The sequence below is a fragment of the [Clostridium] colinum genome (assembly GCF_940677205.1).
Taxonomy (GTDB): domain Bacteria; phylum Bacillota; class Clostridia; order Lachnospirales; family CAG-274; genus Tyzzerella; species Tyzzerella colina.
This window is the reverse complement of sequence record NZ_OW712331.1, coordinates 743,686-769,147: the sequence shown is the minus strand read 5'-3', so window position 1 is coordinate 769,147 and position 25,462 is coordinate 743,686. Positions and strand designations below refer to the sequence as shown.

Annotated in this window: 18 protein-coding genes; 5 read left to right on the top strand and 13 right to left on the bottom strand. The window is 26.4% G+C overall.

The features are described 5' to 3' along the window. Positions 1-22 precede the first annotated feature (22 nt). From carB to NBW53_RS03675, 5 genes are read right to left on the bottom strand one after another with little or no spacing between them, the layout of a single operon-like run. Positions 23-3,238: a carbamoyl-phosphate synthase large subunit gene (carB, locus tag NBW53_RS03695; RefSeq protein ID WP_250278737.1), complete on the bottom strand. Its 3,216-nt coding sequence runs from the start codon at positions 3,236-3,238 to the stop codon at positions 23-25. Between the two features lies 1 nt (position 3,239). Further along, positions 3,240-4,319: a carbamoyl phosphate synthase small subunit gene (locus NBW53_RS03690; RefSeq protein ID WP_330651634.1), complete on the bottom strand. Its 1,080-nt coding sequence runs from the start codon at positions 4,317-4,319 to the stop codon at positions 3,240-3,242. Next, positions 4,320-5,243 carry an orotidine-5'-phosphate decarboxylase gene (gene pyrF / locus NBW53_RS03685; protein WP_250278736.1) on the bottom strand — a complete coding sequence of 308 codons (924 nt, stop codon included), beginning with the start codon at positions 5,241-5,243 and terminating at the stop codon, positions 4,320-4,322. After that, entirely contained in the window at positions 5,243-6,541 is a 1,299-nt protein-coding gene (locus NBW53_RS03680; RefSeq protein WP_250278735.1) for a dihydroorotase, read from the bottom strand. The genes pyrF and NBW53_RS03680 overlap by 1 nt, the downstream gene beginning before the upstream one ends. Positions 6,542-6,565: 24 nt before the next feature. Beyond that, positions 6,566-7,489, bottom strand: coding sequence for an aspartate carbamoyltransferase catalytic subunit (locus NBW53_RS03675; protein WP_250278734.1), 924 nt, complete (start codon positions 7,487-7,489; stop codon positions 6,566-6,568). Positions 7,490-7,869: 380 nt separating this feature from the next. Here NBW53_RS03675 and NBW53_RS03670 point away from each other — a divergent pair, with 380 nt between their 5' ends. Both NBW53_RS03670 and NBW53_RS03665 read left to right on the top strand, forming a co-directional pair. Further along, on the top strand, positions 7,870-8,244 hold the full coding sequence (locus NBW53_RS03670; protein WP_250278733.1) for a CidA/LrgA family protein: 375 nt from the start codon (positions 7,870-7,872) through the stop codon (positions 8,242-8,244). Then, on the top strand, positions 8,225-8,902 hold the full coding sequence (locus NBW53_RS03665) for an LrgB family protein (protein WP_250278732.1): 678 nt from the start codon (positions 8,225-8,227) through the stop codon (positions 8,900-8,902). The genes NBW53_RS03670 and NBW53_RS03665 overlap by 20 nt, the downstream gene beginning before the upstream one ends. A gap of 70 nt (positions 8,903-8,972) precedes the next feature. Here NBW53_RS03665 and NBW53_RS03660 read toward each other — a convergent pair whose 3' ends face one another. Genes NBW53_RS03660 through NBW53_RS03650 form a run of 3 tightly spaced genes read right to left on the bottom strand, consistent with a single transcriptional unit; the run spans position 8,973 to position 12,904 of the window. Further along, positions 8,973-10,289 carry a replication-associated recombination protein A gene (locus tag NBW53_RS03660; protein WP_250278731.1) on the bottom strand — a complete coding sequence of 439 codons (1,317 nt, stop codon included), beginning with the start codon at positions 10,287-10,289 and terminating at the stop codon, positions 8,973-8,975. 4 nt (positions 10,290-10,293) lie between these two features. Next, a complete protein-coding gene (gene queA, locus NBW53_RS03655; RefSeq protein WP_250278730.1) occupies positions 10,294-11,328 on the bottom strand; it encodes a tRNA preQ1(34) S-adenosylmethionine ribosyltransferase-isomerase QueA in 1,035 nt (344 codons plus the stop codon). Positions 11,329-11,338: 10 nt separating this feature from the next. Then, positions 11,339-12,904: a SpoIID/LytB domain-containing protein gene (locus NBW53_RS03650; protein WP_250278729.1), complete on the bottom strand. Its 1,566-nt coding sequence runs from the start codon at positions 12,902-12,904 to the stop codon at positions 11,339-11,341. Positions 12,905-13,133: 229 nt separating this feature from the next. On the opposite strand from NBW53_RS03650, the gene NBW53_RS03645 reads away from it, so the two are divergent. After that, entirely contained in the window at positions 13,134-14,834 is a 1,701-nt protein-coding gene (locus tag NBW53_RS03645; RefSeq protein WP_250278728.1) for a hypothetical protein, read from the top strand. Between the two features lie 119 nt (positions 14,835-14,953). Here NBW53_RS03645 and NBW53_RS03640 read toward each other — a convergent pair whose 3' ends face one another. Beyond that, positions 14,954-15,130 (bottom strand): (2Fe-2S)-binding protein, encoded by a 177-nt coding sequence (locus tag NBW53_RS03640; protein ID WP_250278727.1) that lies wholly within the window; start codon positions 15,128-15,130, stop codon positions 14,954-14,956. Positions 15,131-15,368: 238 nt separating this feature from the next. Here NBW53_RS03640 and NBW53_RS03635 point away from each other — a divergent pair, with 238 nt between their 5' ends. Both NBW53_RS03635 and NBW53_RS03630 read left to right on the top strand, forming a co-directional pair. Next, on the top strand, positions 15,369-16,139 hold the full coding sequence (locus tag NBW53_RS03635) for a formate/nitrite transporter family protein (RefSeq protein ID WP_250278726.1): 771 nt from the start codon (positions 15,369-15,371) through the stop codon (positions 16,137-16,139). A gap of 124 nt (positions 16,140-16,263) precedes the next feature. Then, positions 16,264-17,460, top strand: coding sequence for a nucleotidyltransferase (locus tag NBW53_RS03630; RefSeq protein ID WP_250278725.1), 1,197 nt, complete (start codon positions 16,264-16,266; stop codon positions 17,458-17,460). Between the two features lie 50 nt (positions 17,461-17,510). Here the strand turns inward: NBW53_RS03630 and NBW53_RS03625 are convergent, their stop codons facing one another. From NBW53_RS03625 to NBW53_RS03610, 4 genes are read right to left on the bottom strand one after another with little or no spacing between them, the layout of a single operon-like run. After that, positions 17,511-17,954, bottom strand: coding sequence for a hypothetical protein (locus NBW53_RS03625; protein ID WP_250278724.1), 444 nt, complete (start codon positions 17,952-17,954; stop codon positions 17,511-17,513). Between the two features lie 21 nt (positions 17,955-17,975). Continuing rightward, on the bottom strand, positions 17,976-23,465 hold the full coding sequence (locus NBW53_RS03620; RefSeq protein ID WP_250278723.1) for an EndoU domain-containing protein: 5,490 nt from the start codon (positions 23,463-23,465) through the stop codon (positions 17,976-17,978). A 44-nt stretch (positions 23,466-23,509) separates the two neighbouring features. Beyond that, positions 23,510-24,787 (bottom strand): 3-phosphoshikimate 1-carboxyvinyltransferase, encoded by a 1,278-nt coding sequence (aroA, locus tag NBW53_RS03615; RefSeq protein WP_250278722.1) that lies wholly within the window; start codon positions 24,785-24,787, stop codon positions 23,510-23,512. Positions 24,788-24,802: 15 nt separating this feature from the next. Further along, entirely contained in the window at positions 24,803-25,369 is a 567-nt protein-coding gene (locus tag NBW53_RS03610; protein ID WP_250278721.1) for a hypothetical protein, read from the bottom strand. Between the last annotated feature and the right edge of the window lie 93 nt (positions 25,370-25,462).

Here is a 25,462-nt window from a genome sequence, read left to right as displayed (position 1 = left end):
TCTTTTTAGGGAATTAATAAAACTATTTTAAATCTTTAGATATATCAAATAATTGTAAATCTTCTAATTTTATATCTTTTTCCATAACCTCAAGCATAGCTACCAATGTATCTAAAGAAGTTATAAGAGTTACAGCACTTTCAACTGCAGTTCTTCTAATTTTAAAGCCATCACTTTCAACATCATTACCTTTTTCTGGTATATCAATAATTAAATCTACAATACCACTTCGTATAATATCTAATATATTAGGTACCCCTTCGCTTATTTTTTTAACAGTTTGAACATTAATACCTGCTTCTTCAATAGCTTTAGCAGTACCTGATGTAGCAATAAGACGACAACCTAAATTATCAAAACGTTTAGCTATATCTTTAAATTTTTCTTGGTCTCTATCTCTAATTGTTGCAACTATTGTGCTACCTTTTTTAGGTATTTTCATACCTGATGCTATAAACCCTTTATATAAAGCATTTTGTAGGTTATATCCAACACCTAACACTTCTCCTGTAGACCTCATCTCTGGCCCTAAGCTAACTTCAACTTGTGGCAATTTTTCAGTAGAAAAAACAGGTACTTTAACAGATACTACTTTTGGCTCTTGTGCTATTTCTGTGCCAAGCCCTAAATCTTTAAGTTTTTCTCCAAGCATTACTTTAGTAGCAATATCTATAATAGGAACTCCCGTTACTTTGCTAATATAAGGAACTGTTCTTGAAGAGCGTGGATTTACTTCTATTATATTAAGCTCTCCTTTATATTCTATAAACTGAATATTTATCATACCAATAACTTTAAGGGCTATAGCCATTTTTTTAGTAACTTCTATTATTTCCTGTCTAATTTCTGGTGTTACATTTTGAGGTGGATATATAGATATACTATCTCCAGAGTGTACACCGGCACGTTCAAGATGTTCCATTATTCCAGGTATAAACACATCTTCACCATCACAAATAGCATCTACCTCTAGCTCACGACCATTTATATATCTATCTATTAAAACAGGATTTTTACTATCTTTTTCAAAGGCATCTGTTAAATATTTTATAAGTCCTTCTTCTTCATATGTTATTTCCATACCTTGACCACCTAACACATAAGATGGACGTACTAAGACAGGAAACCCTAAATTATTAGCAATTTTAACGCCTTCTTCTACGCTCCAAACACCTTTTCCTTTAGGTCTTATAATGCCTAAGCTTTCTAATATTTCATCAAATTTTTCTCTATCTTCTGCCATATCTATTTGTTCTGGCTTTGTTCCAAGTATAGGTATGTCCATTTCATCAAAAAAGTTTGCAAGTTTAATAGCCGTTTGTCCACCAAACTGTAATATTACACCGCTTGGTTTTTCTTGTTCAACTATATTTAACACATCTTCTTCTGTTAAAGGTTCAAAATAAAGTTTGTCAGAGGTGTCAAAATCTGTACTTACTGTTTCTGGATTATTATTTACTATAATAGTTTCTATACCTTCATCTTTTAAAGACATAATAGAGCGTACAGAACAATAGTCAAACTCTATACCTTGTCCTATCCTTATAGGGCCAGACCCTATAACCATAACTTTTTTATTATCTGTTGGTATAGCCTCATTTTCTTCATCATAAGTTGAATAATAATAAGGTGTAACCGCCTCAAACTCTCCGGCACAAGTATCAACCATTTTATAAACTGGTATTATATAATTATCTTTTCTAAATTGATAAATTTTGTGTGGGCTAACATTTAAATATTTAGCAATAATTTTATCTGAAAAGCCTTTTTGTTTATAATATCTTAAAGTATCGGCATCTAAATCTTCAACAGACATTTCTTTTAATGCCTCTTCCATATCAACAATACCTTTAATTTTATTTACAAAAAATGGGTCCATACCTGTTATTTCACAAACTTTTTCTACACGATAATTTCTTCTAAGCATCTCTGCAAGGTCAAATAACCTTTCATCATCTGGTACTTGTACACGCTTTTTAAGCTCTTCTAAATCTCTATTAGTAGAAGATTTTCTTTCAAGACCATATTGCCCAATTTCTAAAGAACGTACACCTTTTAAAAGTGCCATTTCAAAATTATTAGCAATAGCCATTACCTCACCTGTTGCCATCATTTTTGTCCCAAGTGTTCTTTTTGCACCATAAAATTTATCAAAAGGCCATCTAGGTATTTTTAAAACAACATAATCAAGAGTAGGTTCAAAACAAGCAAAAGTTTTTCCTGTTACCTCATTTTTAATTTCATCTAAATTATACCCTAATGCTATTTTTGTAGCTACTTTAGCAATAGGATAGCCTGTTGCTTTAGATGCAAGAGCAGATGAACGGCTAACACGTGGATTTATTTCTATAACTGCATAGTTATAACTATTAGGATCTAATGCAAACTGAACATTACAACCACCTTTTATCTCAACAGAATTAATAATATTAATAGCTGCCGTTCTAAGCATTTGATATTCTCTATCTGTCAAAGTTTGAGCAGGAGCTACTACTATACTATCTCCTGTATGTACACCAACTGGGTCTACATTTTCCATACTACAAACAGTAATACAGTTACCCGCACCATCTCTTATTACTTCAAACTCTATTTCTTTCCAACCTTTTATACTTTTTTCTATTAAAACTTGTCCTACACGGCTAAAATATAAGCCTTGAGCACAAATTTCTCTAAATTCATCTTCATTTTCTGCTATACCACCACCAGTACCACCAAGAGTATAAGCCGGTCTTATTATAACAGGGTAACCTATTTTTTTAGCAAATTCCACACCATCTTCAAGGTCTGTTATAATTTTACTTTCTATAATAGGTTGATTTGTTCTTTCCATAAGCTTTTTAAAGCTATCTCTATCTTCACCTTCTTTTATAGATGCAATAGAAGTACCAATTACTCTAACGTGATATTTATCTAAAATACCTTTATCATATAGCTCACAAGCAAGGTTTAAGCCTGTTTGCCCTCCCATACCTGCTATTATACTATCTGGTCTTTCTTTAGCTATTACCTTTTCTAAAAAATCTATATTAAGAGGTTCTATATAAGTATAATGTGCCATACCTATATCTGTCATAATAGTAGCCGGATTGGAATTTACTAACACAACTTCTATTCCTTCTTCTTTAAAAGACGATACTGCTTGTGTCCCAGAATAGTCAAATTCGGCTGCTTGTCCAATAACAATAGGCCCTGAGCCTATAACAAGTACCTTTTTAATAGATATATCTTTTGGCATATTATTTACCCTCCTCTATAATCTTTAAAAATCTATCAAATAAAAATTGCATATCAAGTGGGCCTGGATTAGCCTCTGGGTGGAACTGAACACTATAAATAGGTTTTGTTTTATGTCTAATTCCTTCTATACTTCCGTCATTTACATTTATAAATGTTGGCTCTACATCATCTGATAAATCACATACTACAAATTCGTGGTTTTGTGATGTTATAAATACATTACCTGTTTTTAAATCTTTAACAGGGTGATTTCCTCCGTGATGCCCAAATTTTAACCTTTTTGTATTACAACCTAAAGCAAGACCTAATATTTGATGTCCTAAACATATTCCCAAAACTGGTATTTTTGTTTCTATAAGTTTTTTTACTACTTCTACAACAGTTGGTATGTCTTTAGGGTCTCCTGGACCATTACCTAGAAAAATTGCATCTGGATTTACTCCCATTATTTCATCATATGTAGCAAAAGCTGGAAAAACACTAAGCTTACAACCACGCTTTTCAAGTTCTTTTAATATTCCTTTTTTTATGCCACAATCTAAAACGGCAAGATGAGTTCCTCTTCCATTTATAACATATTTTTCTGGTATAGTAACTTCTTTTACTGCATTTTTATTTGTATATGTTTCAAACTTTTGCTTTATTTGAGAAGGAGTTAAATCATCTCTAATAGTAATTATCCCTCTCATTGTTCCACTATTTCTTAATGTTCTTGTTAATGCTCTTGTGTCTATACCTTCTATACCAACTATTTTATGTTGGTTTAAAAATCCATCTAGCTCCATTTCACAACGCCAATTGTTAGGTAAATCACATTTTTCTCTTACAACAAATCCTTTTAAATAAGGTTTAATACTTTCCATATCTTCAAGATTTATACCATAATTACCAATAAGTGGATATGTCATAGTTACTATTTGTCCTGCAAAAGAAGGGTCTGTCAGTGTTTCTTGATATCCTGTCATACCAGTTGTAAAAACTACTTCTCCAACACTTTCTTTTATATATCCAAAAGCTTTTCCATTAAAAACTTTTCCATTTTCTAATATTAATTTGGCTTTAATAGATTTTTTATTCAATTAAATATACCTCCTTAAATCTTCTTTCATTTCAATAACTGCTTGTCTACTAGCTTTTGCAAAATCCTTACCTTTAAGTGTTTTAAACTCTTCTTTAAGGTGATTTGCAATAATGCCTCTTGAAGAATTTATAATAGCACCTATTCCATTTTTATCAAAACATACTGCTAAATCTTCTGCTTTTCCACCTTGTGCACCATAACCTGGTACAAGAAAAAAACTTTTAGGCATTATTTGTCTTAATCTTTTAGCTTGCTCTTTATGGGTAGCTCCAACAACGGCTCCAACCTCGCTATAACCATTTTTACCTATAAGTTCGCTTCCCCATTTGTCAATAAGATAACCTATTTTTTCATATAAAGGTTTACCATCTACAATTAAATCTTGAATTTCTCCACTATTAGGGTTAGAAGTTTTAGCTAGTATAAATAAACCTTTTTCATATTTTTTACAGTCTTCTAAAAATGGTGTAATACTATCTGAGCCTAAATAAGGGTTAAGTGTAATAAAATCTTGTTTAAATACATCAAAGCTATTTTCTTTTACAACAGTTCTACCTATATGTCCGTCAGAATAAGCCTCTGCAGTAGATGCTATATCACTTCTTTTAATATCTCCTATGATTATTAGACCCTTTTCTTTAGCATGTTCTATAGTTTTTAAATATGTATTAAGCCCTTCTATTCCATATCTTTCATACATTGCTATTTGAGGTTTAACTGCTGGTACAAGGTCATATATTTCGTCTATTATATATTTATTAAAATCATACATAGCCTCTGCAACTGCTTTTAAACTATGTCCAAATTTCTCATATTTTCTCTCTATAATGAAACTAGGTATATAATCTAATCTTGGGTCTAGTCCTACAACCGTAGGGTTGCCCGTTTGATTAATTTTATCTATTAGCCTATCTATAACCATTATTTAAACTCCTCTCTAAGTTGTCCCTCTTCAACTATTATTTTACCATCTACTAAAGTATATAAAACTTTCCCCTTTACTTCTCTATTATTAAAAGGGCTATTTTTACCTTTAGATGCAAAATTTTCTACGTTTATATTATATTTTAAATTAGGGTCTATTATTGTAATATCTGCATTAGCACCTATTGATAAATGTCCTAAATCTTTTCTTCTTAAAACTTGTGCTGGATTTTTAGTAAATTTTTCTATCATCTTAGAAGGTGTTAAAACGCCTTTTTCTACAAGTTCAGTTATACTAAGACTAAGTGCAGTTTCAAGCCCAACTATCCCATTTAAAGCTCTTTCAAATTCGCAATTTTTTTCATCTATATGATGTGGAGCATGGTCTGTTGCTATAACCTGTATTGTATCATTTTTAAGCCCTTCTATAATAGCCGCTCTATCTTGTATACTTCTTAGAGGTGGGTTCATTTTAAAGTTTGCATCATATTCTGTTATATCTTCATCTATAAGTGTAAAATGATGTGGAGTTGCCTCTGCCGTAACTTTAGACCCTCTAGCTTTAGCCTCTTTTATCAAATCAACTGCTCCTTTTGTACTTATATGGCAAAGATGTATAGGAGCTTTTAAGCTATCTGCTAAAATAATATCTCTTGACACAATAATATCTTCACTATCGTTAGATATACCTTTTAACCCTAATTTCATAGCAGTATCACCTGCGTTCATACTACCTTTTGCAAGGCTTGCTTCTTCACAGTGTGAAAATACTGGTATATTAAACATTTCTGCATATTTTATAGCCGTTTTCATAAGAGAAGCGTTTTCCACGGTAAATCCATCTTCTGATATAGCGCAAGCTCCTACACTTGCCATTTTACCTATATCTGCAAGACTTTCTCCTTTTTGTCCTACTGTTATAGCGCCAATAGGTAACACTTTACAAACACCTTCACGTTCTGCTTTCATTTTAATATATTCTACTAATATTTCATTATCAATAACAGGTTTTGTGTTTGGCATACAACATATAGTAGTAAATCCTCCCATAACAGCACTTCTTGTACCTGTAGCTATAGTTTCTTTATGTTCATATCCTGGTTCTCTAAGATGTACATGTAAGTCTATAAGACCTGGTGTAACCCACATATTAGTAGCATCTATTGTTTTATCTACATTATCTGTTATGTTTTCTGATATTTTAGCCACTATCCCATTACTTATTAATATATCCATTTTTTCGTCTATATTATTAAGCGGGTCAATAAGTCTACCATTTTTTATTAATATTTTCATATATATTCTCCCTATCTTATTATATTATCTGTTTTCTAACAATAGTTTTAAAATAGCCATTCTAATAGCAACACCATTTTTTACTTGTTCATTTATTATACAATTTTTGCTATCTATAATACTTGTACTAAGTTCTACCCCTCTATTTACAGGCCCTGGGTGCATAATTGTAGCATTGTCTTTAGCATATTTTAACATATCTTCTTTTAATCCAAAAAATTGATGATATTCTCTATTATTAGGAAAAGGTACTGTCTTTTGTCTTTCAAATTGTACCCTAAGCCCCATTATAACATCTGCATTTTTTATACCTTCTTGTATGTTATTTACTACTTTTACATTTTTATCTAAAGTTTCCATATTTTTTGATACTAATGTAGAAGGACCTGCAAGAGTAACATTAGCTCCTAGCTTTGTTAGAGCAAAAACATTACTTCTAGCTACACGGCTATTAGCTATATCCCCTATTATAGCTATATTAAGACCTTCTATTTTCCCTTTTTCTTCTATTATGCTATACATATCTAAAAGTGCCTGTGTTGGATGCTCATTGCTCCCATCTCCTGCATTTATAACACAAGCTTTAACATTTTTTGCTAATAAATGGCTAGCACCTGTAAAAGAGTGTCTTATTATTATAGCATCTATCCCCATTTGGTCTAATGTAACCCCTGTATCTATAAGGCTTTCTCCTTTATTAACACTACTTGTAGAAATACCCAAATCTTCTGGTTTTGCTCCTAAATAGTCGGCTGCTAACATAAATGACATTTTAGTTCTTGTGCTATTTTCATAAAATAAAGTTAGAATACTTTTATTTTTAAGCTCATTACTTCTAAGTGAACTATTTTCTATTTTATTTTTCATATCTTTAGCAGTATGTAATATAGCTAAAATCTCATCTTCTGATAAAGATTTTATATCTAACAAATCTTTTCTTTTTAACATAGAAAGCCTCCTGTTGTATATAATTTAATTTTTCTCAAAAAAATAGCAATAAATGAATAAAATAATAATACTCATCTATTGCTTATAAAATATAATAAATATTAAGTAAAAGAATATATAAAATAATATTAATATCTCTTAATTTCTTTAAATTATTCATACATATTCCTCCTTAGTTTTTTATTTCTCTTAATTTGCTTTTAAAATTTTATCACTAGAAAACTATTTTGTCAATAATTTTTTTATAAATATTTAATGTTTGTTATTATTAGATATATTTTTTATTATTTATTAATTTATTTTCAATATTAGTTATATTGATTTAATGTGTAGTATTGTTGTAGAATATATATGTAAAATACTTTTGAAAGGAGTTTTTTATGATTATACAACAATTATCAATTTTATTTTTTATAAGTTTTATTAGTCAAATCTTATCTAGCTTTTTGCCTTTTACATTTCCTGCTAGCTTAATAGCAATGGTTATGTTATTTATATTATTAGTTAGTAAAATTATAGATATAAAAAAAGTACAAAATGTAGGAGAATTTTTGCAAAATCATATAGCAATATTTTTTATACCTCCTGCCGTATCTTTAATAGATGAATTTCCTTATATAAAAGATAAAATATTTCCTATATTATTTATAAGTATTGTTAGCTTTTTATTAACATTTTTATCTACTGCATATACAGTAAATTTAGTAATAAAAATACAAGAAAGGATACAAAAAAATGGAACAAATAGTAAATAATCCTCTTTTTGGAATTAGTCTTACGCTTATAGCATTTGAAATAGGTACATTAATTTATAAAAAGGTTAAATCTCCTTTATGTTCCCCTTTTATACTCTCTATAATATTTATTATTAGTTTTTTATTATTATTTAAAATACCATCTAGTAGCTATCAACAAGGGGGCAGTATAATAAATATGATGCTTACTCCTGCAACTTCTGCACTTGCAATATCTATGTATCATAAAATAAAAATAATAAAACATAATTTTTTGCCTATTATAATAGGTGTGTTTGTAGGTTCTTTAGTATCTATAACAAGTATAATTTTTATGTGTAAAATATTTGGTTTAGATGATAGTATTACATCTGCTATAATGCCAAAATCTGTTACTGTCCCTATTGCAATGGATTTAGCAAAAAAAACTGGCGGTATTGTACCAATAACCATTACTTGCGTTTGTATAACAGGTATTTTAGGTGCTATTTTATCACCTGTTTTAGTTAAAATATTTAAACTAAAAAATCCAGTTGCTATTGGTTTAGCAATAGGTACATCTAGCCACGGTGTTGGAACATCTAAAGCTATAGAAATGGGAGAAGTAGAAGGTGCTTTAAGTGGTATAGCTATTGGTGTTGCTGGTATTATGACAGTTATTATATACTTTTTTTTATAATATTAGTTTAACTATAAAAAGCAAAAATACTAATATATACTTAGTGTTTTTGCCTTTTTATATATTTCATTTAATTAGTTTTTAAAAACTCTAACCATTTTTTAATATTTTTTTCATATCCATTATCAGATGGTTCATAATAAATATTATTTTTTATTTCATCTGGTAAATATTGTTGGTTTACATAGTTTTTTTCATAATTATGTGCATATTTATAATCTATACCATTACCTAATTGAGTTGCTCCATTATAATGACAATCTTTAAGATGTGGCGGTATTTGTTTTATTTTTATATTTTTTACATCTTCCATAGCCTTATTTATTGCTACATATGAAGAATTGCTTTTTGGAGCACTTGCCACATAGCATACTGCTTGAGATAAAATTATTCTACATTCTGGCATACCAATCATCTCTGTCGCTTGAAAAGCCGATACAGCAATTTGTAATGCTCTAGGGTCTGCATTTCCCACATCTTCAGATGCACAAATAACTATTCTTCTAGCTATAAATTTAGGGTCTTCCCCTGCATATAACATTTTTGCAAGATAATAAACAGCTGCATCTGGGTCGCTACCTCTCATGCTTTTTATAAAAGCCGATATAGTGTCATAATGATTATCTCCATTTTTATCATAGTTTATTGCACGTTTTTGTATACACTGTTGTGCTATTTTTAAATCAATATGTATATAATCATCTATTTTTTCTGTTGTAAGGCCTGCTAATTCTATTGCATTTAATGCTATTCTAGCATCTCCATTACATATATTTGCTAAAAAATCTAGTGCATCTTCATCTATTTTTATATTAAAATGACCTAATCCTCTTTCATCATCTTCTATAGCTCGTTTTATAATTTTTTTAATATTATTATTAGATAATTGCTCTAATTTAAATATAATACTTCTAGATATTAAGGCTTTATTGACTTCAAAATACGGATTTTCTGTTGTAGCTCCAATTAAAATAATTGTTCCCTCTTCTACATATGGTAATAATATATCTTGTTGCATTTTATTAAATCTATGTATTTCATCTATAAAAAGTATTGTTTTTTTTCCATTAATTGATATATTAATTTTAGCTTTATCTGCTACTTCTTTTATATCTTTAGCTCCAGATACAACACCATTTATTTGAATAAAATTACTTTTTGTTATGTTAGATATAATCTTTGCAAGGGTTGTTTTACCTGTTCCTGATGGTCCATATAGTATTAATGAAGAAATTTTATCTGCCTTAATAGCCCTATAAAGTAAAGTATCTTTACCTATTATGTGCTCTTGTCCAACAAATTCTTCCAAAGTTTGTGGTCTTAGCCTATTTGCTAATGGCGCTTCTTTTTTTAATAATTTTTCTTTTTGATATTCAAATAAATCCATATAATCACCACTTTGTTAAAAACATTGCATCTCCAAAACTAAAAAATCTATATTCATTTAAAACTGCTTCATTATAAGCATTAATTATATTGTCTCTAGTAGAAAATGCACTAACTAACATTATTAAGCTAGATTCTGGCAAATGAAAATTCGTTATAAGGCTATCTACTATTTTAAATTTATAAGATGGATATATAAAAATATCTGTATATCCACTATCTGCTTTTACAATTCCATTTTCATCTGCAATAGATTCTAAAGTTCTAGTGCTTGTTGTCCCTACTGTTATTATTCTTCCACCATTTTTCTTAGCTTCATTAATAATTTTAGCATTTTCTTCATCTAAACTATAATATTCTGAATGCATTTTGTGTTCTAATATATTATCTACTTTTACTGGTCTAAAAGTTCCTAGCCCTACGTGTAATGTAAGCTTTGCTATTTTTATACCTTTATTTTTTACCTCTTCTAAAAGCTCATTTGTAAAATGTAAACCTGCTGTTGGTGCTGCTGATGACCCCTCATTTTTAGCATATACTGTTTGATATCTATCTTTATCTTCAAGACGTTGTTTTATGTAAGGTGGTAAAGGCATTTGCCCAAGCTTGTCCAAAACTTCTTCAAATATTCCATCGTATTTAAAACGTATAATTCTATTGCCACCTTCTATTATTTCTTCAATAGTACCTTCTAATATACCTTCACCAAAAACTATTGTATCCCCTATTTTTGCTTTTTTACCAGGATTTACAAGTGCTTCCCATTTATTATCAGATTTTCGCTCTAATAATAATATTTCTATATTTGCTCCTGTATGTTTTCTTTTTCCAAAAAGTCTTGCTGGTATTACCTTTGTATCATTTAAAACTAAACAATCACCCTCTTTTAGATAGTTTAATATATCTTTAAAGCTATGTTCATGTTTTATCTCTCCTGTTTCTTTATTTACAACCATAAGTTTAGAGCTAGTCCTATCTTTTAAAGGCGTTTGTGCTATAAGCCTTTCTGGTAAATCAAAATAAAAATCTTTTAATTTCATATTTATCTCCTTATCTTACTTCAATTCCTATATAATAATATTTTAAAATTTCATCAAATTTATATCCTTTTTTAGCTAAACTATTTGCTCCATATTGGCTCATACCAACGCCGTGTCCCCAGCCTTTGCCAACAAATGTAATTGAATTTGAATCTGTTTTACTTATTTTTGATGCAAAATTAGTTGTAGTATTTGTTGGTTTATTATTGGTAGATAATATATTAGTTTTATTTCCACTTTTATCAATAACAAACATTTCACTAGATTTTACCGTATTATTATCTTTATTTATTGTAAAATAATTATCCTTATCTATTACATTATTTCCTTTAGATGATATTCCATAATATTTATTTATGCTATTATTACTTGTAATATTGGTATTAGAATAGTTACTACTTTGAGCCATTTTAAAATTTCTACTCTCTAAGCTACCACCTTTAAATTTAGAAAAAAATGTTCTAATTTCTTCTTTTTCTAATACTTTTTTTCCATTTGTACCTACAAAAGTTAAAGATATAGCTCTGCCGGTAACCGGGGAACTTTCTAATATAACTTCATTTACCGTTCCAACAGATGCTACAGAAGATAATTCATCAAAAGTAAATGTTCTAGTCCATTGTTTAGCTCCTTCTTCATATTCATCTTTTACAGCTTTTAAATAAGGTACACTAGTGTTCCATACATTTTCTGAATCATCTGTATATCCACCACTAGATGAAGAATAAACTGCATTTATTTTTTCATTATTATAATAAGCAAAAATACCTTTTGTTTCATTTACTGCTTCATTGGTGCTTTGTTTTTCTCCAGATACTCCATTATATACTTGACAATGAACTGTATCACAAACATCATAACCTTCGTTTTTATGTACACCTATATTAGAATAAGCATAATTTCTACAAGCAACAGATTGTGCCTTTAAAGCCTCTTTAGGCCAAGATGACGGCATTTCAGAAGGTACAACACCATATAAATATTCTTCTATATCTAAAATATTTGTAACGTTTAAAGTATTATTTTTACATATAATATTTATAAAATTTCTATATTCTTTGTTTGATATAGATATGTTATTATTAGATTTTATAGAAACAATATCTTTATATCCTAATATTAATTTATTATTATCATATATACCAATGCTATTTTCTATCTTAACTATTTCTCCACTAATGTTTTGACTACGTATAAAATTATCTGCATCTAATATATTGCTAAAATTACCAATCATAACATACCACTTATCATCTTTATAAATATAACTATCTTTATAACTTGTAGAAAAATTTAAAGCTTCATTATAATTATAAAATACATTATTATATTTTATAGAATATGTACTTAGCCCCTTAATAACATAATTACTATTCGTACTTAAACCTATATCTTCTTGAAATATGCTATTATTATTTTTCCCCAATACTATATTTTTATTATCTAATGATATAGCACTTGTATTTTGATATTTTGATAACCCTACGGATATATATTGTTGACTAGCATAAATATTAAAATTAAAATATCCTATAAAGAAAAGTATATTTATAACAACAAAACTTATATTTTTCAAATATTTCACCCCATAAATTTATTTTAGTTTGTTTTAAGTATTAGTTTTATAATATATTAAAATAAATTTTATATATTTACAATAATATATTATATATAAGTTTATAACAAATTTCTAGTATTTTATAAATAATTTTATATATTTTAGTAGCATAAAACTACCTTTTTACATACTATATAATGTACAAGTATATTGTATAAATTTTTTTTATATAGAAAGGGGCTTAAAAATGAGCTTATATAATTATTCAAATAGAGGCTACTGTGGTTGTGATTGCGATTGTAACCAAGTTTGTGCTCCAGATAAAATAGATAATTCTTGCTCACTAAATAGTATAAGAAAAACTTTACTAGAAATAATAAATGCGGTAAAAAATGAAAATCTTTTAGGATTTAATATAGACGTAGAAATAACTACTAATGATGGTATAACAAATACTATAAACTTTTCTAAATTAACTATAAACTCTATAGAACTAACAAAAACAACGTTAATAGCTCAAGGTATAGCTATTTCACTTTGTGATATTGCAAAAATAACTATTTTAACTTCTACAACTACTAGTAGTGCTTTTAATTCTTCATTATTAAATAGTATTAAAAATATAACTACTACTTGCTCAGTACCAGATAAATATTCTTATAATAACTGTGATTCTTGTAATTCTAATACAGATATTCAATGTGCTCAAGGTATTCAAAATTACATTAATCAAAATATCGGTGCAATAGATGCTATTAGCTACAATGGTAATTCTACACAGTCTCAAACAGTAGAACTTATAACTGGAATAACTACTGGTAATGCTTTACAGTCTTCAACACTTAATACAACTAATGTAGATGTTTTAAATAGTGCAACATTAGAAAATACAAATATACCAGTTGTAAACTCTATTACACTTAACGATGTAGATGTAGTTTCACAAGTAGAAACTGAAAATAATACTTTATTGACTGGTTTAACACCAAACACAGTAGAAGTTAGTGCTCCTATTACAGCTACACCTGTAACAGTTGTATCCAACATAGATACAAATGATGATACAAATGTTGTCACAAATGTTACAAACACTACAAAAAATGTTATAAATCAAGTTTCATCTACAACAGGTACTGTTGTTACTGGTTTTACTGGTGGAAGTAGTATAACTGGTGTAATATCTAACGTAGACATATTAAGAAATATTATTCCTACATCTTTAAGTATACCGGCTATATCTTCAACTGGTACAGGTACCCTTACTGTAACAATACCGGCTAAATCTATTGATGGTAATAATCCAACTAATGATATTGTTTTAAATGTTACAGCAGGTAACCAAAATATATCATTTAATGGTAATACAACTAAATATGTATTAAACGATAATACTAATCTTTTAGGTGGATCAACTGAAAATGCAACTACTACTACAGTTAACCAAATAGGAACTCCTACAACAGATACATTTATTAAAACTGTTTCTTCTACTAATATTCCTGTTATTGATACTGTTACATCTTCAACTGTTCCTACTAAATTAATTAATAGTATAACTACAACACCAATTAATAATATTGCAACACCTACAACTGCAAATGTTATAGAAACATTAACTACAACTACTAAAGATGTTCAAACTATTACAAACATAACTAGTGTTAAACCAACAGACTTGTTATCTAGCACAACTGAAAATGTTTTAAATAGTTCTACTCTTACAACTACTACAGATAATGCTATAAACACAGTAACATTACAAAATACACCTACTACTGTTATTACTAATATTACAACATCACCACAAAATATACCTATTCCAATAAAAGAGAATATTGATGGTAAAGTTTTTACAGCTGGCGATGGAATAATGGGTGTAAATAATACAAATGGAGATATAACTGTTTACTCTATATGTGATATTAATACAGTTAACACTAATAACTAAATAATATAACTTATATAGTATTTTAAAATAAATTTAAAAAGGTATGGTTTAATATCCATACCTTTTTAAATTTATTTTATCAATTTTAGTTTACTATACAAATTATATATAGTAAAAATCTATTTTGTTAATTCTTTTATTAATTCTCTAACGTCTATCTCACAGCAGCCACAACCTGTGCTACAGCTTGTTTTAGCTTGAACTTGTTCAAATGTAGTTGCTCCAGATTTTACTGCATCTTCGATAGCACCAGCAGATACATTAAAGCATCTACAAATAATTTTATTTCTATCCATATATTTATACCTCCATAATTAAAGCTTTTATAATATTATTATACATAAAAAATATAAATAGTCAAGTAGATAATAATTATTATTTATTAAAAAACTATAAATTTAATTTTTATAATTATTTATTATTAATTTTATAAAAAATGTTATAAATTATTAAAAATATTGATTTTAATGTTAATTTATGATAGAATTAAAAAGTTGCAAAAATGTTATAATTATTAAGAAAGGAATAATATTTATGTTTAGAGAAGAAATAGAAGAAGTTTCTAAATCTGCATATAAAAAAGTATCTTTATTAAAAACAAATACTTTAGGGTACTTTTTTTCTGCAATATTAGCAGGTATATACGTCTCTTTAGGTGTTGTATTTGCTTTTTCAGTAGGAGGAATGTTACACGATTTTTCCGGTTATAAACTTATTGTTGGTATATGTTTTGGTATGGCTTTAAGCTTAGTAGCTTTTGCTGGTGCAGAACTTTTTACTGGTAATAACTTTGTAATGACAGTAGGTGTTAATAAAAAAACTATAAGCTGGTTAGACGGTATAAAACTATGGGTTATGTGTTATTTAGGTAATTTAGTTGGCTCATTAATTATAGTTTTATTATTCTTCTTAGGCGGATTTTTAAAAGATGGATACATACCAGAATTTTTTATAAAAACAGCAAATTCTAAAATAAACTTACAGCCACTAGAAATTATTACTAGAGCTATTATGTGTAACATATTAGTTTGTCTTGCTACTTGGACTGGTTATAGATGTAAGTCTGAAAGTGGTAAACTAATAATGATTTTTTGGTGTATATTATCTTTTGTAACTTCAAGTTTTGAACATAGTATAGCTAATATGAGCTTATTAACTATTGGTTTAATAAGCCCTAACTCAGATATAACTATAAATGGAATTTTATATAACATATCTTTAGCTACTATTGGTAATATAATAGGTGGTGCAATATTTGTTGCTGTTCCATATTTAATTATATCTAGAAAAACTAAAAATAACTAATAATTATAAACATTAAAACCACCATTTTATATGGTGGTTTATCAAATATCAAAAATTATTATACTTTCATTTACAAAAATATAATTATAATAGCTATAATTAAGATAAAAGAAAGGCTAGTCAAATGTTAGGAATTATTACAGAGTACAATCCATTTCATAATGGTCATAAATTACATATAGAAAAATCCAAAGAAAAAACTAATAGTAAATATTGTATAGTTGTTATGAGTGGTAACTTTTCACAAAGAAGTGAGCCTGCAATCTTTGATAAATATATAAGAACAAAAATGGCTTTATTAAACGGGGCAGACATTGTTTTAGAACTACCTTTAACTTTTGCAACAGCCTCTGCCGAGCTTTTTTCTTTAGGTGCTATCGATATTTTAGATAAAACTAATATTGTAAAGAATATTTGTTTTGGTAGTGAAGAAGGCCTTTTAGATAATTTTTTAGAGGTATCAAATATTTTATCAAATGAACCACATCTTTTTAAGCAATCACTCAATAATTTTTTAAATGAAGGCTTATCTTTTCCTAAAGCTAGATTAAAGGCTTTACAAAACATTACAAATAAACCTTTAAATTTTTTAGAAGAACCAAATAATATTTTAGCTATTGAATATTTAAAAGCTATAAATAAGCTAAATAGCAAAATAATTCCAAAAACTATAAAAAGAGAAAATTCAAATTTTCATTCTAATAATATAAATGGAAACATTGCCTCTGCAACTGCTATAAGATATGCCATATTTAATAATGATTATGATAATATAAAAAATGTTATGCCTAAAAATTGTTTTGATATAATACAAAATATTTTACCTCATAATATTCCGACATTAGATAAATATACAAATATATTAAAATATATTTTAAAAACAACTAACATAGAAAATATCAAACAAATAGCCGACATAACTGAAGGTATAGAAAATAAAATAATAGAAAATATTGATAGCCCATCAATAACAAGTTTAATATCTAATATAAAATCTAAAAGATATACCTACACAAAATTACAAAGAGCTATTTTACATATTATTTTAAACATAACAAAAGAAGACCAAATATATTTAAAGCAAAATTTAAATTCTTATATAAGAGTTTTAGGCTTTAAAAAATCTTCTTCTCATTTATTAAAAGATTTAACAACTAATGCTAAAGTACCTATTATAACAAATTTAAAAAATGCCAAAAATTTATTAGATAATAAGTCTATGTACTATTTAAACAAAGAAATTATATCTACAGATATATATTATTTATCACAAAATATAAAAAATAAACAAGAGTATAGGCAACCACTTGTTATAATTTAAAAATAAAGGCTCTCTATTAATTTAACAAAGAGCCTTTATTTTAATATAGATTAATATAATTTAATACCTTTAATAGCATATTCTTTTTTATATTTTTCTAATTCATTTATACAGTATATAAATATTTCTTTTAATTCTTGTGTATTTATTTGACAAATTTTCTCTTCATCTGTTAAATTTTTAATTGTAGTTTCTTGAAAATTTAAAGGATTGGTATTAATATGTATATAATCTAGTTCATATTCAATTGTTGTTATTTCTTTAGTTATTTTTACATATAATGTAAAATCTGAATATTCTTCAAATAAAACTTTACCCGATAAAGCATTATTTAATATATCTAAAAAGTCAAATCGTTTTTCTAAATATAATTCTAATTGAGTTTTTAACAATTGTTCTATAAGCCAATTATTACCTTCTAATTTTATGCTCCAGTCTATACACTTTTCATCTTTAACATCTTCATCATAAAATTGAAAAAATATATTTTTCATTAAAATCCTCCTATAATTTTTTTACATTTTAGGAAATGCCGTTGCTATTCTACCACTAGGGTCTAAATACATTTCTATAGTTACTCCATAAGCTGTTCCTCTATATTTATTAGTGCCTGGAATTAAAGATTTGTTTTCATAAGCAATATTTATACCGTTTATAACATTTTGCATTGTCCAATGTTGTGGGAAAAATGTAGACCCACCTTGTTTTATTATACCATTAATTTCAACATCTCCTCTATAAACCCCCTCATAAGTAGGTTGAGTTCTGTTGCTTACATATATTTGTTTATCTTCTCGGCTAAAATAATACATTGTAGGTTCATAATGACCACCAACTACAGCCCCTCTTCTATTTATTTCGCCTTCAAATATATGCTCTAATGCTTTTTCTGTAAAGTTATATGTATCTCTAAGGCTTGCATATGCCCCTTGACACGTACCGTTATGACCTGTAGGGTCAACATAATAAATCGGGTTATTAGAGCAATAAGTGTATAAATTTAACCCATCTCCCCTATATGTATCTTCTTGTATAAATCTTGATATTACTGGGTTATAAAATCTAGCTCTTAAATAATATTGAGTAGTTATTGGGTCTAATTGTTGTCCATTAAATTTAAATCTATTTTTTATTGTCTCTTTTTCTTCTACAACATTACCCCACGCATCATATTCATACTCATTTAAAATTTTACTATTATCTACTATATGAGTACAACTTCCCATTTCATCATTTGCATAATGATAATATGTTTTTGCATATTGATTACTACTAGCTAGAAGCTCTGAACATCTTATATATACTGTCCATTCATCTTCTTTTTCTGCTATTACTTCTCGTTCTGTATTAAAAATAAATTGGATAAGTTGTTCATTTTCTTCCATTTCATAACGTAAACCTTCTGCATCATAACGATTTATCTGTATATTACCATCAAATGTTTCTACTTTTATTACTTGATTAAATCCATTATATGTATAAGTTGCTTTATCATCTTGTAGAAGATTTCCCGAATTATCCCATTTAAAATCTATAGTTTTATTTTCTTTTGTAAGTTTTATAAGCCTATTTCTATTATCATAGTTATAAAACTCTTTATTGCCATTTACAATACGACTTGTCCTATTTCCAGATTTATCATAAAATAATTCTTCTTCATATTTTTCTGATTTAACCTTTTTTAATTGACCTATTTCTGTATAGAAATATCTTGTTAAACTATCAAACATTTGTTTAGTTTTTCTATTTCCATTTGTATAATATTTGTATACATTTGAAACTATTAAATCATTGTTATGCCTTACTTCTAACTCACTTAAGTTTAAATCTGCATCATATTTATATTGTTGAGTTAAATTTCCATTATTAATATTTTTTATCAAACCATTTTTATAATAATCATATGTTGCTATGGTATTTTCATTATATGATACCTTTTTTAATAAATCTAACTCATTATATTCAAATTTAGTTACTTTTCCTGTTATATCTAATTCTTTTATTTTATTGCCATTTTTATCATATTCATATGATATTAAAGTTCTTCCACTAGCTGTTTTATTTTCTATTCTACCCATTATATCATATGTATAATTATATTGCATTCCGTTAGATATAGCATTTTCTAAATATCCTTCTTTAGAATATTTATAAATTTCTTGTACGCTATTATCTTTTGTTTTTCTATACAGTAAGTTTGAATACATATTATATCCATACTGTATTACATTTCCATTTCTATCAATTTTTTCATTCAACCTATCTTCAAGGTCATAAAAATATTGTTCTTTCTCTCCATTTGGGTCAATTATAGCTTTTATTTTCCCTGAAATATTATATATATATTGTGTTATTTTATTTTCTCCATCTGTAGAGCTTGTTATATTTCCTATATAATCATATGTATATTTTTCATTACTTCCATCTGGTTTTTCTATTTGAGTTATTTTTCCCCATTTATCCAACACATACTTGGTATGATTTTTTTCTCCATCTAATATTCCTATAATATTTCCTCTTGCGTCATATTCAAACCTCTGTCTTAATTCACCTTTTGACCTTATTATAGTTTTATTACCTATCAAATCATACTCAAAGCTTATAGTATTTTCTTCTCCGTCTATTTGATTTAATAATCTTCCTTCTGTATCGTAACTATTTGTTTGTACTACTTGTCCATTTGGTGCAATTATAGTTATTAATTGTCCTTGTGGATTATAATTATATTGATACCCTAAACCATTATCATCTTCTTTATTATATTGTTCAGGCTTTATCTCTTTTGATAATAATCCATTAACATTATAATATTTTCTTGATATACTTCCATCTTTTTCTATTCTTCGTATTTCTCTATTTAATAAATCATACTCAATAATAGTCTCTCTACCATTATTGTCTATAATTCCAATAAGATTGCTAGCTTTATCATATTTAAATTTAGTAATATTATTTATGCCACCTTTTTCAATATGTCTTTCACTTATTAATCTATCTATATTGTCATATTCTCTTATTATTTCATATCCATTAGGTGTTTTTATTCTTGTTATATTGCCATTTTTGTCATATTCATATTTTGTTATAGAATCATCAACTTCTTTATCTCCAAGCCTTTTTACTTCTATAAGTCTACCAGATTTATCATAATTATATACTATTTCTTGCCACATAGTATTATTTATTTTTCTTCTTTCTGTGGCTATTTTGTTAAATGCATTATAGCTATATTCTTGTACTGCTCCTGTACAATCACTTACTTTTATTCTTCTATTATCTTTATCATAATCAAAACTTATTGTATGAATTTCTCCAACATAACTATCTTTAGTTTGATATTCTACATATCTATTTTCTTTTACAATATTTCCAGATAAATCATAATCATATGTTGTTAATCTATATTCATATTTTGTTACTGGTTCTCTTTTTTCTATTAGCCAATTTGTATTGTTGTATTTATATAAAATACCTACTTTTTCTTCATCTGTACTTCCTGTTTTATACCCATACGAATTTATTTCTTTTATAATATTTCCAGATAAATCATATACATATCTTTTTAATATATTATGTCTTGGGTCGCTAATTTGTATTAACCTATTCATACAATCATATTCATATGTATATCCTACACCATCATCTATCTCTTTGTCATATTGCTCTGGTGATATTCTTTTTATAATATTTCCATTAGCATCATATTTTATCCTTTCTATTGCTTCATCTGGATATATTACTTTTACCTTGTTGTTATATTCATCATATTCATATGATATTCCTAAACCATCATTTATTTCTTTATCATACGTATTAGGGTTTATTTCTTTTAATATATTACCCTCATAATCTCTAGGTGTTACATATATATTACCCTCTTCATCTTCTATTTTTAACACTTTATGAAATGGGTCATATTCATATTTTTTCCCTATTCCTTTTTCTATGTTATTAGGTAATATTATTTTTTTTAGGTTAAACATTTGGTCATATTCATATTTTCTTATATTATTAAGTTGGTCTATTTCTTTTGTCATTATATTCATTGAGTCATACTCAAATGTTATTATCCCATATTTATTCTCTGCTGTTTGGCGTCTTCCACCTTTATCATAAGTATATTTATATACATTTTCTTCACTTGTTATATATTTTGTAGGTTTATTAAACTGACCTTCATTAAAGTTATATTCAAATGTTTTTTCTCTTCCTTCAGAGTCTATTTCTTTTATAATTCTTCCATATTTATCATATTTATATAAAACTATTTGTTCTCTTTCATCATCTATTTTAGCTATACTTTTTATTAAATTACCTTTTTCATCATATTCATATTTACTTTCTTTTCCAGCATTATCAAATTCTTTAATTAAATTATTTTTTTCATCATATTCATAATATATACTTAATCCATTAGCTAAATGTCCTTCTAGCCTTAAACAATTTTTATTATATACATATCTTGTTTCATTTCCTAATCTATCTTTTACATATATAAGATTTTCCCATATGTCATATTTTTTTTCTTCATATGTTTCATCTTGATATAATATTTTTGTTACTACATTATCTTTATTATATATGTATTTTGTTTCTCTATTCATTTTTGGTAATAAATATGTATTTACCCTATTTTCATCATCATATATTACTTGATATTCCTGCTCTGTTGATAATCTTTGATATATTATCCTATTTTTATTATCGTATTTATTATTTACAAAAGCTATACCTTCAGCGTTTATTACACTTTCTATTACCCCTTGTTTATTATATATATATCTTTCTATACCACCATTTGGTATTTCCACACTTATTAAATAATCCCCGTCATATTCATATTTTATTTGACGATTCATATTATCTATTATCTTTATTATTTTTCCATCTTTTATTTTAAACTCCAAATATTGCCCACTTGGAAAATTTATTTTTTTTAATATATTTTCTTCATATTCATACTCTCTTTTATTACCATTTTTATCTATAACATATAATAATAATCCATTTTCTTTATAAATTAAAGTTTGTTTTGTTATATTATTATATAATGAATATCTATTTTCTATTTTCTTTAAACTTAATGTTTTATCATCATTTCTAATATTTTTTATCTCTTCTTCAATTATATCAAATATTTCTATTTTATTATCAAATGTTTTTATTTTTATTTTAGTTTGATTTTCATTTATTAATAAACTACTAAAAATACTTAAATGCCAACCTTTTCCTACTTGAGACACTTCATCATCTATAGATTCATAAAATCTTTCTATAGCAACTTCTTCTAATATATCATTTATAACTAAATCACATTGCTCTATTAAAAAACTACCTGTTACTATATTAAATGGGTCACCTATTTTTTCTGTATTTTTACAACTAATTTTATTATTTATTTCAACCTTAGTAAAATTTTGATTAAAATCTTTATTAATTTCTTTTTTCTCATCTTTAATTTCAACTATTTTATCTACTTTTTTAGGTATTAAAATATTTATATTTTCTTCTTGTTTTTCTTTTTTTATTTTATGTTTATTTAAATTACTATTGTAATTTTTAATATATTCTTCATCTAATTTTTTAATGTTATCTTCATCAAAAGCAACCCAAGTTAGCTTGTCAAGTTTTTGTTTTAAAACTAATTTAAATTTATTTTCTCTTAAATCAGTTTTATACTCTTTTACTTCCATAAAATAAAATTTATTTCGCCTTATTAAATTTCCTTTATGTACAACATCTATTACTATATTTCTATAATAACTAAATATATTTTCTTCTTTTTCTATAGACCATTTTAAAAGATTTTGTTCTCTTTCAAAATTATCTTCACTAGTCATTTCAGTAAGTCGTCCAGTAATTTCAATTATATTACTTTCATTTTTTTGATTTATACTATTTATTTTAGGAATACTAAGTTTATATTTTACTTTCTCTATATATTTATTTGATATATTTAATTCTTCATTATCTCCATTATATTTTAAGGTAATTATACAATCCATTTTTATCCCTCCTATCTTTAGTTTATTAATTTAATAATAAACTATTAGTTTGCTAAATTTTCTAAAATATTAAAAAATGTAGGAAATGAAATGTCAACACATTTATAGTTATTTAAAAAAATTGGTTCGCTACATATTAAAGATGCTATTGCTAAACACATAGCTATTCTATGGTCATTATAACTTTCACATTCATTTGCATAAAATATTTTATTTCCCTCTATAACCATACCGTCATCTGTTTCTAATATATTAGCACCTATTTTATTAAGCTCTGTAGATATAGTTTTTATCCTATTACTTTCTTTAAACTTTAATTCTTGTGCATCTTTAACTATACTAACACCATCTGCTAAAGATGCTACTAATGCAAATAAAGGTATTTCATCTATCATTTTAGGTATAATATCTCCATAAATATTACACCCTTTTAATTTTGATGATTTTACTTCTATATCACAAACTTTTTCTCCATTTACATATCTAATATTTAAAAACTTAATATTAGCTCCCATTTTTAATAAAATTTCTAAAAAACCTGTTCTAGTTGGATTTATTCCTACATTTTCTATTATAATATGTGAATTTTTTGTAATTAATGCCCCTACAATAATAAAACACGCTGAAGATATATCTCCACATATATTTATATTTTGGGGATTTAATTTATTAATAGGATTAATAATAATATTATTTTTATTAATCGTAATATCTGCCCCAAAATTTTTTAACATTATTTCACTATGATTTCTTGATTTACCTTTTTCTTTAATAATTGTTTTATTACTACTGTAAAGACTAGCAAGCAATATTGCTGATTTAACTTGAGCACTATCTATTGGCATACTATATATGATACCTTTTAATCTTGTTCCTTTTATATTTAAAGGAGCAAATCCATTATCACTGTCTATATTAGCCCCCATTAAAGAAAGTGGCTCTATTATTCTTTGCATAGGTCTTTTTAAAATAGAGTTATCCCCTGTTATACTACAAGAAAAATTTTGGGCAGATAATATACCAGATATAAGGCGTATAGTTGTCCCACTGTTACCAACATAAAGAGTATTTTTAGGTTTTTTTAAACCATGTAAACCATTTCCATAAACACTTATTATGTCATTATTTTCTATAATTTTTATTCCTAACTCTTTAAAACAATTTATTGTAGATATACAATCTTCACCTTTTAAAAATCCTTTAATATTTGTAATACCTTCTGCTAATGCACCAATCATAATAGCACGATGAGATATGGACTTGTCTCCTAAAACTTTTACTTTACCCTTTAAATTTTTATTATATAGTAATTTTTTTTTCATTTTTATTCCTTTAAATTAAAAACTTTTTACTCTATTATATATTATAGGTTTTTCACAACCAAATGTTATTTTATCATCTTTTTTAAATATTTCACTTACATATAAAATATCTTTTTCTATTCTTTCTTTTAAAATAAATGTAGTTGTTGATGTAAATTTACTTATGCTTTCTCCCTCAAATCCATCATTTATAAATTTATATGTCATAGGTTCAAATTTTTCAGATATTTTAAATTCATTATAATCCATAACTAAATTTTGATTATCATTTCTAAAATCCTCTTTAGATATATCTTTTGGTAACTCATAAGAAGTTAAAACAATATTACCATATTCATCTTCTGTAAACAAAAACAAATGTGGTAAAATATTTTTAAAATTATTTTGCTCATAATAACTTTCTTCTATAATAAAGTATCCTTTAAAATTTTCTGGTAAATTTTTAATTTTATTGTTACAAATATTATTTATATGTTTAGCCTTTGGATGAATAAACTTTCCTTCCTTTTCTTCTCGTTGTATTTGTATATCATTATTAAACTCACCACATAAATAATTTATAAATAAATCTAAGTTGTTCATAATATAAACCTCATTTCATAAAATATTAATTTAATTTGAATTTACTTTAGTAAATTATAACATATACTTAGATGCTTGGTCTAGATTTTTTCT